The 15,396-nt window shown below is 36.2% G+C and carries 11 protein-coding genes; all 11 read left to right on the top strand.

Going from position 1 to position 15,396, the window contains the following annotated elements; genetic code table 11:
* Positions 1 to 55 precede the first annotated feature (55 nt).
* The 11 genes from ACZLXV_RS09430 to ACZLXV_RS09380 all read left to right on the top strand — a co-directional run bounded on the left by ACZLXV_RS09430 (position 56) and on the right by ACZLXV_RS09380 (position 15,377).
* On the top strand, positions 56 to 2,407 hold the full coding sequence (locus tag ACZLXV_RS09430; protein ID WP_482383246.1) for a S8 family serine peptidase: 2,352 nt from the start codon (positions 56 to 58) through the stop codon (positions 2,405 to 2,407).
* Between the two features lie 160 nt (positions 2,408 to 2,567).
* Entirely contained in the window at positions 2,568 to 4,016 is a 1,449-nt protein-coding gene (locus ACZLXV_RS09425; RefSeq protein ID WP_482383245.1) for a glycoside hydrolase family 26 protein, read from the top strand.
* Between the two features lie 251 nt (positions 4,017 to 4,267).
* Positions 4,268 to 4,651 carry a hypothetical protein gene (locus ACZLXV_RS09420; protein WP_022224068.1) on the top strand — a complete coding sequence of 128 codons (384 nt, stop codon included), beginning with the start codon at positions 4,268 to 4,270 and terminating at the stop codon, positions 4,649 to 4,651.
* A 169-nt stretch (positions 4,652 to 4,820) separates the two neighbouring features.
* The gene (locus ACZLXV_RS09415; protein WP_482383244.1) at positions 4,821 to 6,305 is read left to right on the top strand and encodes a hypothetical protein; all 1,485 of its coding nucleotides are present in this window, start codon (positions 4,821 to 4,823) and stop codon (positions 6,303 to 6,305) included.
* A gap of 25 nt (positions 6,306 to 6,330) precedes the next feature.
* The gene (locus ACZLXV_RS09410; RefSeq protein ID WP_022224066.1) at positions 6,331 to 7,464 is read left to right on the top strand and encodes a hypothetical protein; all 1,134 of its coding nucleotides are present in this window, start codon (positions 6,331 to 6,333) and stop codon (positions 7,462 to 7,464) included.
* Positions 7,461 to 9,560 carry a hypothetical protein gene (locus tag ACZLXV_RS09405; protein WP_482383243.1) on the top strand — a complete coding sequence of 700 codons (2,100 nt, stop codon included), beginning with the start codon at positions 7,461 to 7,463 and terminating at the stop codon, positions 9,558 to 9,560. The genes ACZLXV_RS09410 and ACZLXV_RS09405 overlap by 4 nt, the downstream gene beginning before the upstream one ends.
* A gap of 27 nt (positions 9,561 to 9,587) precedes the next feature.
* Positions 9,588 to 10,451 (top strand): ATP-binding cassette domain-containing protein, encoded by an 864-nt coding sequence (locus tag ACZLXV_RS09400; protein WP_482383242.1) that lies wholly within the window; start codon positions 9,588 to 9,590, stop codon positions 10,449 to 10,451.
* A 286-nt stretch (positions 10,452 to 10,737) separates the two neighbouring features.
* Complete coding sequence (locus ACZLXV_RS09395; RefSeq protein ID WP_482383241.1) at positions 10,738 to 11,271, top strand: hypothetical protein; 534 nt, start codon at positions 10,738 to 10,740, stop codon at positions 11,269 to 11,271.
* Between the two features lie 91 nt (positions 11,272 to 11,362).
* Complete coding sequence (locus ACZLXV_RS09390; protein WP_022224062.1) at positions 11,363 to 12,451, top strand: hypothetical protein; 1,089 nt, start codon at positions 11,363 to 11,365, stop codon at positions 12,449 to 12,451.
* Positions 12,452 to 12,519: 68 nt separating this feature from the next.
* A complete protein-coding gene (locus tag ACZLXV_RS09385) occupies positions 12,520 to 13,632 on the top strand; it encodes an HNH endonuclease domain-containing protein (protein ID WP_482383240.1) in 1,113 nt (370 codons plus the stop codon).
* Positions 13,633 to 13,799: 167 nt separating this feature from the next.
* Positions 13,800 to 15,377, top strand: a complete 1,578-nt coding sequence (locus ACZLXV_RS09380) for a ZmpA/ZmpB/ZmpC family metallo-endopeptidase-related protein (protein ID WP_482383239.1) — start codon at positions 13,800 to 13,802, stop codon at positions 15,375 to 15,377.
* Positions 15,378 to 15,396 lie beyond the last annotated feature (19 nt).

Here is a 15,396-nt window from a genome sequence, read left to right as displayed (position 1 = left end):
ACAAAAATGACAAAGAAAAATTGTATACTATGCATAAATTAAGGAGGTCTAATATATGCATGGAATACATAAAAAAGCAATATCGGGAATTTTATGTATCGCACTTGTTCTGGCATTTGGCAAGTCAACAGATATTTCAGATATTATTATAGGAAGAAACACACAGCAATCTATATCACAAAAAGAAAGTTACAATTTAAAAAGCAGCAGTAATAAAATTAATCTTTTAAACCAATCGGAAACAAAAGCAGGTTCAAATACGGCAGACGACAATGATGACTGGCTTGATGAAAACGGCGAGTTAAAGAATACGGTTATTGTCGATAAAGAAAAAGATTATTATAAGAATGATAATCGCATCATAATCGAATATAGGAATAATGTAAAGGAACCTGCCGAACTTTCAAAATATGCTGAAAAAGAAAAAGATATTGATGAACTTATAAAGGTTTATCGCATAAAGTCTCAGGAAGACACTAAAAAAGTTATAGAAATAACGAAAAAGTACAGTTCTGATATTCAGATTGCACAGCCGGATTATAAATTCAACATAGCATCCCAGAATAGTGAAGTGACGGATTATTATAAAGAAGGAAAGCAATGGGCATTGGAAAACGACGGAACTTTTGAAAATCCGGAGACTGACGTTGAAGATGCAAATATAAAAGCAGTTGAAGATATTGACCTTAATGCGCAGGGAGCATGGGACGAGATAGACAATGCTCAGAATGCATCCGTAAAAACAAAAGAAGTTGTTGTAGCGGTAGTTGATACCGGTATTGATTACACTAACGATGAGCTTAAGAATGTTATATGGCAGAATGAGGATGAGGCTTCGGACGGAACTGACAGTGATAATAATGGTTATAGGGACGATATTAGAGGATGGAATTTTGTGTCACGCAGAGGAAGCAGCAATGTAACAGATGATAACGGACATGGCACAGCCGTAGCAGGTGTGATAGCAGCGGCAAATGACAATAGTGGAGTTGTCGGAATTGCGTCGAATATAAATATTAAAATTATGCCTATTAAGTCCGTTGATTCTAAGGGAGAGGCTTCGACGTCAAATCTTATTTTAGGAATGAAATATGCAGATGCAAACGGAGCGACGATATGTAATTGTAGCTGGGGCGGCGAGTCTGACGCACGTGAATTTTTGCAAGATATGCTTATGAAACAGGTGATAGCAGCCAGTGATATGCTGTTTGTAGCGGCATCAGGAAACGAGACTACAGATATAGATAACACAGAGTATATACCGGCATCATTTACTACCGATAATTTGATAACTGTCGGAAGTATTGAATGGGACGGAAGTTTAAGCTGGTTTAGCAATTATGGCTCAAATTCAATGGAGATATGTGCACCGGGAGCAGCAATATATACGGTAAACGCAGGCGGCGGCTATGTCTTTGAATGGGGAACATCATTTTCAACACCTTATGTCGTGGGAGTTGCGGCACTGGCAGAGGCAGCCTCGGGTTCATCTGATGGGAAGGTTTTGAAAGATTTCATATGTAACAGTGACAATCTTAAAAAAATATCGGGACTTGAAAAATATTGTCAATATGGCGGAATACCTGATGCCGAGAAAGTAGTAAAAGCTGCTTTGGCTTATCGTTTGACAGAAGAGACAAGCGTCACGGCTTCGCCGGCAGCAAGTGAGACACCTGTGCCGACAAGCACAACAGCGGCAACGGCTATACCTTATGGTAATACATCACAGCAGCCTGATATTTCAGCGACAACGGAACCGGATGTCAAAGAGACAGAAACACCACAGGAGACAGCCGAGCCAGTGAATAATTTGAGTGCAACAAGTGTACCGACAGAGACACCTGCGGCAGAAGCTTCTTCGTCACCGGATGCTGCATCGGAAGAACCGACTGACGATATAAATATCAGTGTTAAGAACAGTCTTTACAAAGGATATGCCAGAAAGATAAATGTAACTGTGGGCGGAAGTATTTCAGAGATAAAATATTCAAAAGGCAAAAAAGAAACTTCATATTTTGGAAAGTTCGGAAACGAATTTACAAATGTAAACAGCAGCAGTTTTACAATAAAGGCATATGAACCGGGCTGGTATACAATATATGTCAAGACAATAGGCGGAAAAGAAAAAATAAAAAATGTGTTTGCCAATGTCAAGATTGTAAAAATATCAAAAACAAAATTAAGTATAAAAAAGGGAACAGAATATAAACTTACTGCGTCTATTAAAGAACAGAGCAGTTATCCGGAAAAACTGACAGGTAAGGTTTATTTTAAAACATCAAATAAAAAGATAGTTTCAGTTAATGCGGCTACAGGGAAAATAAAAGCGAAATCAAAAGGCAGGGCAGTCATAACCGCATATACTAAAAACGGAAAGAGTGCCAAATGCACAGTTACATGTAAATAAACGGTATCGGGTGCAGTGTGTTATAATGCATAATTTACTGTAATATTTAATGTATTTTAAGTCTCCTAATTACATTGTATTTTTGAACTCTGCTATTTAAAATATTGGTATATGTGGAGCAAAGAAGCTTCAAAATTAAAAATCAAATCGGAGGACAAAGATGAGCGAATTAAAAGCAAAGGCACTTCATATGGGACCTGCACAGTGTGCTGTTGATCTTGGTGATGGAAGTGAGCGTGGAGAATATGTAAATCAGGATTATATCTTACAGAAACTGGGCAGACCGCATAGAGCAGTCAACCTTATGTATTGCTATTATCCGAACGATGAAGGATGGCCGGGAAGAGCAAGCGTTGTTCATGCTGACCCGTCAGTACAGTTTGCATGGGATTTCCCTTATGATGATTATTTTACTTATAAGGGCGGTTTAAATGGTACATTGGATGATGAACCGTTTACATGCATGAGAGATGTCCGCAGACATGGACAGGATGTACTTCTCACAATGACAATAGACCCTAAGGTTTCAGACGAGCATCTTGTAGCGATAGCTAAAGACCTTAGAACTTTCGGAAGAGTCCAGCTTCGTATAAATCATGAAGCAACAGGAAACTGGTTCTCATTCAACAAGAGAGCAAGCTATGAGGAAGTTGCGGCATTCTTTAAACATGCAAGCGAGATAATCAGAAAAGAAGCTCCAAATGTAAAAACAATCATTTGTCTTGATGGTTGTAAAGAACTTGAGGATGAAAAGATGGAGATGGAAGATATATTTGCAGAGGCTTCAAGGGCAGCAGATATAGTATCCGTAGACAGATATATGGCACTTCATTGGGGATGGCCTTATGATGTTGCAGAAGAAGGCGGTACAACATTTGCACGCCACGCTGTAAGTAAGATATATCAGCTTGCAAAAAACAGTTATGAAAGATATACATATGTAAATAACGGCGTTAAAAAGCCTATGGTATTATCAGAATTCAATTCAGACGGTGATGTAACAGGTCCATATGATCAGGCAGCTATGCTCAAGGAATTCTGTGAAATGCTTAAGAAAGATGATGAGAAATGGCTTTCAGGCTTTACTATGTATCAGTTCAGAGACAGAGGACGTCTTGGTCTTGAAATAGAAGACCCGAACAACAAGGATGTCGGAATCGAGCAGCCGCTTATGGAGACATACAGAGAAATTATTCATGATGATTTCTTCAGCCCTTCAATGGAGACAGGCGCAGATATTGAACTTCCTGCAAAACTTCGCTGGGGCGGCTCAGAAGATGCAGATGGCGTAGCCATAAATCTTCACTTTGACAGCAACCCTGTATTCTGTGAAGTATATTTTGATGATGATAATGTTGATATGAACCTTATGATTGAGTTAAACGGACATTGGTTCTATAAAGCGCCGGGTGTGAAATGCATAGACATGATGAGTGCATTCTTTAAAAAGCCGCTTGATAAGGCAGCAGATATGACACTCAAAATATTTGCACCACCTGCATCAGGTGAAAATGATGAAAGTCAGGGAGATGACTGGCAGACAAATTATTATACGGAACTTAAATCACTTCCTCAGATAAGAATAAGATTTGCACCGATTGTAAAGTAATAAAATAGATTTAAAAGAAGAATTAAAACCCCCTTGTTTTCCTTGTGAGATAATTATAAGGAAAGTGAGGGGGTTTTTTGTTATTATTACTGTGGGGACAGCAATAGACTTTTAGAAAAAATAAACACAGACAATATTTGACCATTTAGACACGAAAATCGACCATTTAGACATGATTTTACATAAGGGGGATTTAATGTGGTAAGGTATAATTGTTTCAAAATAAAAAATAACAGTGGAGGAAAAGTATTATGAAAAAATCAATTAAAAAAATTATAGCAATGGGAATGATGGCAGTATTGATATCATCAAATGCAATAGCAGTTTCTGCTCAAACTAAAAGCGGAAGAGTAAATGGAATCAATTTTAATGCATTCAGTAATTTTTCAAGAACAACGGCAAGTTCGGGAACAGTAAGCTCGTCACCAAAATTAAAGACAAATGTTACATCGACATATGTTTATGTAGATTTAAGAGATAATGATATGATTAAAGTTAAAAGAAGTCAGAGTGGAACTGCTGCGGCAACATTATCTTTTAGTGCACCAAGGAAATGCAAGAGTGTAAGTATATCGTCAAACCATATGGCTAGTTCAGGTGGTGATACATGGTCAGGTTCTACTTTTGAATCTTAATTCGTTAATATATTAAATTTTAAATAAAAATTTAACACGGCTAAAACAAGGTGGAATTACAACATCTTGTTTTAGTTATGTTTTTATAAAATTAATTTTGTTTATTTATATGATTCTCACAGAGATTATGAGTTTCACAATTGTCTGCTGTTAAGAATGGGGGATGAATATGAAAAAAAAGATATTGTTAACTTTATTGTTCTGTTTTGTGTTTATTTTTACAGCGTGCGGCAGTCCTGCCACAAAATCGAATTCTTCTAAAAAATTAAATGAAATAGATACACAAAAAAATGAAAATAAAGATGAGAATATAAGTGAAAATAAAATTGTATGGGTTTTGCCGGAAGAATTTATAAAGATTACAAAACTGCAGGATAATACTGTGTATTTAAATCAGCAGTTAAAAAAAGACGGTTATAATTTTTCGGTGGCGTTTAAAGGTGTTTCAGGGACAGGAAATAATTATTATAAAGATGTAATGAAAGAGATGAAAAATAATACGGCAGATATTGCTTCTCTTGGACTTGATGCGAAAGGAGAGAAGGTAGAGCCATCTGTAAAGCTTATTAAGAGCGGTGTTTTTCTCGATTTAAATAATTATCTAAAATCAGCCGAAGGAAAGAAATTGCATAGTGCATTTCATGATAAGATATGGGATACGGTAAAAATCAATGGGGAGATATGTGCAATACCTAGTCAGACATCACAGGATGGAACTGCATTTGCAGCTTTTAATAAAAAAATATTTGGAAAAAATATAGCTTTTGACGGCAGCTCAATACAGGAACTGAATGATATTCTTAATAAAGTTAAGCTGCCAAAAGGAACAAACGGTATTTTGTGGCAGTTAGCATTTAGAGATATTTGTGAACAATTGGGATATGTATATGAAAATGGAGTAGTTACTGATATTAAAACAGGTGTGGTTTCATGTCCGTTTGAAACTTCTGAAATCGTTGAGTATCTTAAATTACTGCACAAATGGTATCAGGAAAAAAAACTTGTAGCATTGGATGATGGTGAAAACAGTGAGATTAGCAGCATGAAATTTGCTGTTTGGATGGGATATACAAGGGATGAGGTGTTTGAGCGTGTAAAAGACAATACAAAAATAGTACAGCTTCCATATCTCTTTTTTACACGTACAAGTGGCAGCACAGGTGTAAATAAGATAAGTAAAAAGAAAAATGAGGCATTACAGTTGTTGTCTTTGCTGTATACGGATTCAAAGTACGCTAATTTATTGATTCATGGAAAAAAAGGAAAAACATATCAACTCAAAAATGGTTATGCATATGATATGGAAGGAAATGTAAAAAGTGAATATGCAGAAACTTTTATTACTGGCATTTATGATTACATTTATCCATGGGAAGAAGAAGAATTTCCAAGAAACCGGGCAAAAGAAAAGCAGAGTTTACTTGGGACACCTGCAATGCAGAGATCTACATTGATGGGGTTTGTACCGGATTTAACTGATTTTGATGATAAAATGATAAAATTATATGAAGTTACATCAAAATACGAAGAAATCTGGCAGAAGAAAGATTTTGATTCAGCACTTGCTGATGCGGTAAAAGCCTGCAATGCTTCTGAAAGCAAGAAAGTGGAAAAGGAATTAAACAGTCAGATTAGTAAATGGCGCAGCAAATGACAGGAATTGATGGGGGAATTTTTATATGAAAAAAAGTAAAAAGCGGGTTATGACAGGATTTATAGTATTGGTGGCTTTAGTAATAGCAGTGGCAGTATGTAAGGGAGTGTTAAGAAAAAATACAACCGGTCAGCAGGAAGGACAGGAATGGTATATAGATTTTGCAAAAAAATCATATAGTGGAAATGGGTGCTTTTATACCGAAAGTAATTATCTTCATTATCTGGATGCAAAAACAGGCAAGGATGTATTAATTTGTAATGATGCATCCTGTAAACATGATAAAGAGACATGTTCTGCCTATTTTGATGCTACTCAATTGATAGCTTATGAAGAAAATAAAAAACTGTTATTGATTACGGATTACAATGCAAAAAAGTTAGGTGAAGTTTATTTATATCAATCATCTGTCAACGGACAAAACAGAAAAAAAATATGTATGCTTAGTGACAATATTCAGTATATAGAGTGCGCTGCTGTGACAGATAGATATATTGCTATCGGATATTATAATCAATATGATAAAAAAAATTATGAAGATTTACCGCTTCAGACAGCCGGAGTTTATGTATATGATATGAAAAGTAAAAAAGGCAGAACGATATTTGAAAAAGAATTGTGCAATGCCCGAATTTTGTCAATAGATATTACAAAAAAGGGTGAGGTCTATTACTCACTTTTGGGGTATGATGTAAGCGAAAAACAGGCGTTGAAACATTCTGAAGATTGGGATTATCTGGATAAACATATAGTAGAGAGCATTTATCGCAGTGATTTTTCGGGAGATAAAAATACCAAAATACAGAATCCTGATAATCTGTTGACATTGCAACTGTGGCAGAATCAATATTTTTACAATGATAAGGGTAAATTATACGCATATGATACGCAGAAGAACATAACTAAAGAGCTCGGAGATGAAATGACGCTTATTCCGACTTTTAAGAAGGATGAGGTGTATTTTGAAAAATATGATAAAAAGCAGAAGAAAAGTATGATATACAGTTATGATGGCAGTAAAGTTGATAAGGTCGGATTTATTAATGACAATGTCATATTAGAAACAGTGTTTGAAAATACGGTATATATAGAAAATATAGATGAAAAACAGAATAGCAAGCTTGGGTGCGTCAAATCGGTGGAGGATATTATAAAATGATAAAACAGATTTGTTTTGAATTGAAAAAGATAATAAAATCGCCGCAGATTTTCTTTTCGATTGTTGGACTGTTGTTGGTATGTGGTATTTTTTTTGAATGCAAAATTGAAATTCCGGAGTTGGGGAGTGGTTTTTCAACAGAAGGGTACCATAAGATTGTCAAAGAATTAAAGAGTTCTTCAGGTGATGAGATATATAAAAGAGTGTCTGACAGCTATAAAAATATGATGCAGGGGATAGCAGAGACAGAGATTAAATATGAAAAAAATTATAGTCGTGAATTAAATTTATACGGACAGGTTATAAAAGAATTCGGTCAGTCAGAGGAATATCCGAAGTATGTACAAACTGTTTTAGACAATTCTCAGAAGGCGGGTATCAGTCTTTTTGATGAAAGTGATGGAACACAACGTGAGCAGGAAAAGGTTCAGAAGGATTTTCAAAAAATGACGGAAACTAAACCTCACTTTTTGGGAACTTATGCTGTTGAGATGTATATGAAAACAGATTTGTGGGACTTAGCTGTCATTGCCATTGTAATGATACTGGTACATTCATGTATTCTTGCTGAAGTGGAAGAAAATAAAATATGTCTCCTTCGCTGCACGAAAAACGGAAGGGCAAAAACGGCATATGCAAAATTTATAAGTGGTTCAGTGCTTTTATTTTGTGTGCAGTTTATAATGTATGTTCTGCGTTTTGTGCTGGCGGGTATTGCATATGGATTTCCTAAGTTTTCAGAGGCTTTTCAGTCAGTTTCAGGAACTTCCGGCTGTACTCTGAAAATATCTATAGGACAGGCAATGCTTTTGGTTTTTATTTTGAAACTTTTTGTGACAATAGTATTATTTTCAGTATTTTTTACTGTAGCTTTACTGCTTAGAAATACATGGAAATTTTACATAATCGGTTTGGGTATTATGGCAGTCAGCTGGATTCTTTTTAGTCAGATTGATGCCAACAGTTTTTTAGCAATTTTAAAATGGATGAATCCTGTCGCTTTTCTGGCAGTAGATTCTATAATATCGGATTACAGAAATTTAATGATATTTGGCTATCCTATAGGGTATATGTCTTTTGTTCTGTTGGTATGTGTCCTGTTTTTTGGAATATGCATATGTACGATTGGAAAGCTTTATTGCAATGTTATGCCATTCAGAGAAAAGAGCGGGTCAGAAAAGATTTTTGCACTGCGTGAGTGTATTGCGGGCAGACTGCTTGGCGGTCATGGTCTTTGGGGATATGAATGCAGAAAATGGAGCTTTTACCAAAAAGGTATCTGGTTCTGTGTTTTTTATATGATTATAGGCTTTATTGTGTATCAGCCTGTCAGTGAGAGACTTTTTACTAAGGAAGAGATTTATTATAAATATTATGTGAAACAGGTAGAGGGAAAGTATACCGAAGAAAAAATGAAATCGCTTTATGCGAAAGAAAAGAAATTATCAGCAATAAATAAGAAAATAGAGAAAAACGGTGGAAAATATACCGGCGCTGTGATTGTGTATTACAGCAGACAGCTGGAAAAAGAACCCGGTTTGAAAAAGGCAGTTGCCTATGGAAAATATCTGAATAAAAATGGTGGTGACTTTATTTATGAGCAGGGATACCATATTTTGTTTGGAAAAGGAGATGGGAAGTTTGCACTGTTCCTTTGCAGATGTGCCAGTCTGATGCTGATGGCTCTGTTGTCTGTGTTGATATGGTATATTGAACAGACCGGCAGGATGAATTGTCTTATCAGAATATCAACATGTGGAACAAAAAAAACAGACCGTTATAAATATGGAAATGTTATGCTGAGTGGTATTATAGTTGCTGCAATAACATATATTCCATGGGTTTATAATGTGTTTTCTGTTTTTGGCTGTGCAGGACTTTCTTCACCGGCAAACAGTTTGCAGATGTTTTCCAAGGTTCCGGTATGGGTTCCGTTGTCTGCAGTGATTATAGCATTTTTTGTGCTTCATATGTTGTATCTTTGGGCAATAGGTTTTATAACTAAAGTTCTTAGCAGGGTAATAAAAAACGGTCTGGTGGCGGCTGTTCTTTTGTTTGGATTTGGCATTCTGCCTATTTTGCTTTTGTGGGTGTGAAATTATACAATTAAATGGGAGAAAAATATGAAACTGGAAATAAAAAATCTGATAAAAAAATATAATGATGTGAGAGCACTTGACGGTTTTTCAGTGACTATGACTCAGGGGGTATATGGACTTTTAGGCCCCAATGGTGCCGGCAAATCAACCCTTATGAATATTTTGACAGACAATCTTAAACGTGATGACGGTGAGATTTTGTACGATGGCAGGGAAATACTTGAAATGGGTGCGGATTATCGAAAGATTGTAGGATATATGCCCCAGGAGCAGGTGGGATATTCACAGTTTAGTGCGTATGAATTTTTACGGTATATGGCAGTTTTAAAGGGATTAGATATTAAAAAAACAGAGACTAAGGAACAGATTGATACACTGCTTAAATCGGTGCATTTGTATGATGACAGAAAGAGGAAAGCAGGTGGATTTTCAGGTGGAATGAAAAGACGTCTTCTGCTTGCACAGGCACTTCTTGGAAAGCCTGAAATTCTGATTCTTGATGAGCCAACGGCGGGTCTTGACCCAAAGGAACGCATTGCCATGCGAAACATGATTGTCGATATGGCAAGGGAGAAAATAATCATTCTGGCAACGCATATAGCAGCCGATGTAGAATGTATTGCAGACAGCGTAATACTTATAAAAAAAGGAAAGGTAATACAAAATCAGGCACCGTCTGTGCTGATAAATGAGGTGCGTCCTTATGTAAAGGAAATACTTTGTTCTAAAGAAGAATTAGGAGAGTATGAAAAGAAATACAGAATTGGAAATATCATTCAAAGAGATGAGGGGCTTTCACTTCATATTATAGATGATGTACCGGATAATGAGATAACAGAAGAAATGCAGTTGTCTCTTGATGATGTATATCTGCATTATTTTGAATAATTAAAAAAACAAGTGTCACAGGATGTCACGAATTTATCGTGTTTTCTGTGGCATTTTTTGATGGAACTATAAACTGATTTGAAAAAAATAAAAATGATAAGTGACTCATTCTAAAAAAACACAGAAAATGTAATAAAAAATATATTTTATGTTGCATCTGTTTAGGTTATTATATAAGAGATAATTTATGGTTATTGTTCACTCGCAAGCATGACACCTGATGTCAGGTTGTGCACCAATGAGTAAATTTTTTGGTAAGGCGAAATGTATGGAAAAGAGGTATAATATGGGTAAAAAAATGTTAAGAGTTTTATGTTGTGGAGCGTTAATATGTGTCGTTGCAGGAGTTTCATTTGCAGCGGAAAATCAGTATCAGAAAAGTGTACTTAAAAGCAAATCGGTGGATTATATTAAAAAACTTAACGAGGTCTACCATCCGGCTGAAATTTATGATAAGAAATGTGTGAAATTATCGACAAGTGATAATGAGCAGATTTCCCATATGATGGATAAGCTGCTAAATAATATTGACAAAAAATCTTCGTATTATAAGATGACAAAGGATGATATAAAGGAAATTATTGATAATGAAATGAAAATGTCTCCTGACAAGAGAGTAAAGTCTACTAAGGTTGAATGTGTAAGACAGGTTGCTTCAAAGGTTGGAAAAAATAAAGCAAATGTAGTGCTGGTAGTGCGTGAAACTTCCGAAAAATACAATGGAGATACAGGAAGTTCAATGACAGAATATGATTTTTCATATAAGAAAGTTTCAGGGGAATGGAAACTTGAGAATGTTGCATATGATTACATGACATAATCAAAGCATAAGCGTTCACCGTAAAGGTTTATATCGAAACTTTGTTGTGTGTAAAGAACATGCATCATATTAATCTAAGGAGGAATTTTAAATGAGAACTCATGGCAGGCTGGTGAAGAATATAGCAGGAATTTTACTGTTACTGGCATTATTGTCTTTGCTGCTTCCGTTTTGTAAGTTTAATGCAGGAGCAGGCGACATGACGCTTTCAGGAGTGGAAGTTTTGAAAACCGGAGGAAAAGCTGGTTATACATATTTTAAAACAGGTGCTCTTTCTGATGATTATATACTAAAATCACCATACACATGGGGAGATATAAAACAAAGTGTTTTGTATATAAATAATGCGGGCGGAGCAAAGATAATGGTATTTTGTGGGGCGGCAATAGTAATTCCGATAATATTGTGTTTTCTTTCAATGATAATGTTGTTTATGGCTGAGGGAAAAAAGACAATGTTTCTGCCGACGGTATTTACATTTGCAACATCAGCGGAAATGGTGCTTGTACTGCTGTTGTTTAGTCAGTTAAGACCATTTTTAATGGTCGGAGTTTATCTTTTTACATTGCTTAACGTATTTGCGCTGATATTTATACTTGCAGGCTGGCTGACAGGTGGCTACAGTCAGCCGGATAGAAGACTTGGACGTTATGGAAATGATAATGACAAGAGCAGTGATGATGACAATGACGGTTCACGTCGGAAGAGAACAAAAAGGAAAACACGCCGAAAAAAGAAAACAAAGAAGAAAAAGAAAAAAGATAAGAATTCTGACAGGAACGATGACAAAAAAGACGACAAAAAGGATGAACAGAAAAATAAAAACAGTAATGCTGTTGTCGGAAAGATAAGTGACGGAAACGGAATTTACCACGGTCTTACATGGAATCTCACAGATGGAAATGAACAGACTGTAACAATCGGAACAACGGCTGATGCAATGGATGCATTGGCATCAAACAGCCTTAAAAACATGAATGCCATAGCAGAGAATAATTGTACGGTGACATTTGACGCGGCGGCTAAAAAATATAAAATTGAGAGCCACTCGAAAGCTGATATTTTAATACTGCAGGATGGAAAAGTTGTCAAATGGCTTAAAAACGGTGACAGTCATGTTGTGGCATCCAAAGCAGTGCTTCAGATAGACGGAAGAAGAGACTCAGTGCGATTGGGATAGGTGAAAGGGATAATGTAACGGATAAATAAAAAAGGCAATCGGCAGATAAATGAAAGGAGGGTGAGTGTATGCAGTTACCATATTCCGAAGAACTAAATATCGAATATCTCGGACGTTTATTTGATAATACCAGTGAATGTTATAAATTCTTTTGGTTTGATGCGCTTATTACAAAGGTAATTGACGGCAAAAATGAAATAGATTATGAAGAGATGGTCGATGAGATGATAGCAGAAGCATGGTATATGGTAACGGAATATCATCTTAACCTCGGACCCAGAGATACATTGGAGGGGCTGATAGATTTAATCAAGGCTAAAAATCCACAATTAAAATCATGTGAGAAAAAATCGACTATATTAGAGTTTTTAAAGAATACTGATGACAGTGAAATTATAAGTAAAAAAAGAATTTTAACACGGAATGTTCCGTATCGTCTGCAGGCACCTTTTATGGTAAATATAAAGGGAAAAACATGGGATATAGGCGAAAGTAAACTGATTACGAAAATTAATCAGGAAAGCAGGCTGATTTATTATTTTAAAGAATTTGAAGGTCTTTCTACTAAAATAACAGTCCAAGAAGATTGGATGAAATATATTGTAAAAAATAAGGAAATTATCCGGGGATGGCTTGAATGCAAAATGATTAAATATCTTCAAAAGCGCAATCCAAGTGTACCTGGAATTGCAGATAAACTATACCCGCCACAGGAACGTAAACTTGACAGGATTAAAAAATATTGGAAGATGATTTTGTCAATAGAACAGGTGCGGGATATATATGATGGTCAGATATTGAATCAAAAAGACATGTCGATTGACCATTTTGTTCCGTGGTCGTATGTGGCACATGATGAAATGTGGAACCTGAATCCGACAACAAAGAGTATCAACAGTTCTAAAAGCAATAATCTGCCTGAGTGGGATATGTATTTTGAAAAACTGGCAAGACAGGAGTATCAATCGTATCGGCTGATGTGGAAGTATGACATAATTCATGATGAATTCGTTAAATGTGCCAAAGAACATATTAACAATGACGAGATTAGGGAGCGTGTTTACAGAGAAGGACTTGATTATGCGGAATTTGCAGGAGAACTGAAATCTATTATTCTGCCAGTGTATCAATCAGCACAAAACTGTGGATTTGGAAAGTGGAGATGGAAGGGCAGAAAATAGGAGATAAGAAATTTGTAATTTTAAAACTTCGTATTTAAAAAGGAATGTCGCCAACATTCAATTCGCACCATATATGTACCACTCACGCAAACCTTCTTGATTTGATGTTAAACACAGTATAATGTTTGTAAATTCATCAGAAAAGCATTGAACAAGGAGGAACAGCCATGAAAAGAAGAGTGACAACAGGAATATTTGCGGCAGTTTTTATGACAGGGTGCTTTATAATTGCACATCCACAGAAAACGCAGGCGGCACAGGCGGTAGCAATTAGTTCGGCAGATGATTTCCTGAAGATTGAGGATAATCCATCAGGAAGTTATTATCTGACAAAAGATATTACTGTTCCAGCAAACACGTCTTTATTTACAAAATGGGACAAGCAGTTTAAAGGAACATTAGACGGAAAAGGGCACAAGATTAAAGGTTATACTTATTCTGCCGGTGTATACACAGATTATGCGAGTCTTTTTGTATATGCAAAAAATGCAACATTTAAAAATCTGACGTTAAGCAATGTAAACATATCGTTAAAAAAGAGTGGAAAGGCAAGTGCACTTGCAGCATATCCAACTAAATGTACATTTTCAAATATTACGGTCAGTGGAAAAATAACAGTCAGCGGTACTACAAGCAGTGCATCCGGAGTAGTAGTATTAGCCAACGGCAAATGTACATTTACAAAATGCGTAAACAAAGCGGATATTACGGTAAATGCATATGACACTACCAATAGTGAGGATGCAGACAGCGTAGACGACCAGGGCGGTGATGCAAACGGAATTGCAGGTTTAGCATATGACAGTACGGCAATGAAATGTTCAAATTCAGGAAAAATTACGATAAACGGCGATCTTCGCTGGGCAAGTGAAAAAATTAGTGCAATTGGTCTGTTTGGCAGTATAAAGGGGATTACAGGCAGCAAAAATACAGGAACTATCACTGCAAAAAATGTAAGCAAAGGTGATTATGCAAGTGGGGGAGTTCTGGCAGTTGGCATAGCAGGTGAAGTGTATGGAGCTGGTAAGAAGATGGTATCCTGCTACAATACCGGAAAGATTAGCGCATCAAATAACAGTAATGATGTTGGAACAGTTGCAGCAGGAATTGTAAATGCTGCAAGCAAAACAGACACAAGAATCATGAGATGTTATAATACGGGAGCAGTTCAGATATTGGGAGTGGCAGGAGGCAAAACAGGTATCGAATCAGGAGCAGGCGGTATAGGTGGTTTAAATGTAGCCTCAATCACTGAAAGCTATAATACAGGAAAGATTGCAGCAAATGTAAAAACCGGTGGGGTAAAAGTAGGCGGTATAGCGGCAGACATCTGTAATGTGCGTAACTGTTATAATACAGGAAGTGTTTCTACAAAAACAAATGCAGTCAGTTACATAGGTGGAATAGCAGGATGGCAGGAAGCGTATGCGAGAGGAAGAGAAAAAGAAGCGGCAGCCTGCAATTATAATATCGGTACAGTTAAAGGAGGAAAGAAAGTAGTAAAAGGTGCCATTATTGGACGCTATGAAGTGGCAGGAATTTCAGGTAAAGCGGCTGTTTATGACAACTACTACAAATCAGGAAAAGCATATGGAGAAGCTGGTATTTCGTGGAAACCATATCTGGCAAAAGCAGTGAAAGTGTCTTCAATCAAGACAAAGAGCTGTCCGAAACTGTCTTCAAAATACTGGGTATATTCTTCAAAGCATAAGAGACTGGTATTGAAGAACAATAAAGAGAAGTAAAATATTTAAAGTAGAATTG

Source organism: Butyribacter sp. (genome assembly GCF_056818865.1).
The sequence above is the reverse complement of the archived record's forward strand: the minus strand, read 5'-3'. Positions and strand labels throughout refer to the sequence as shown.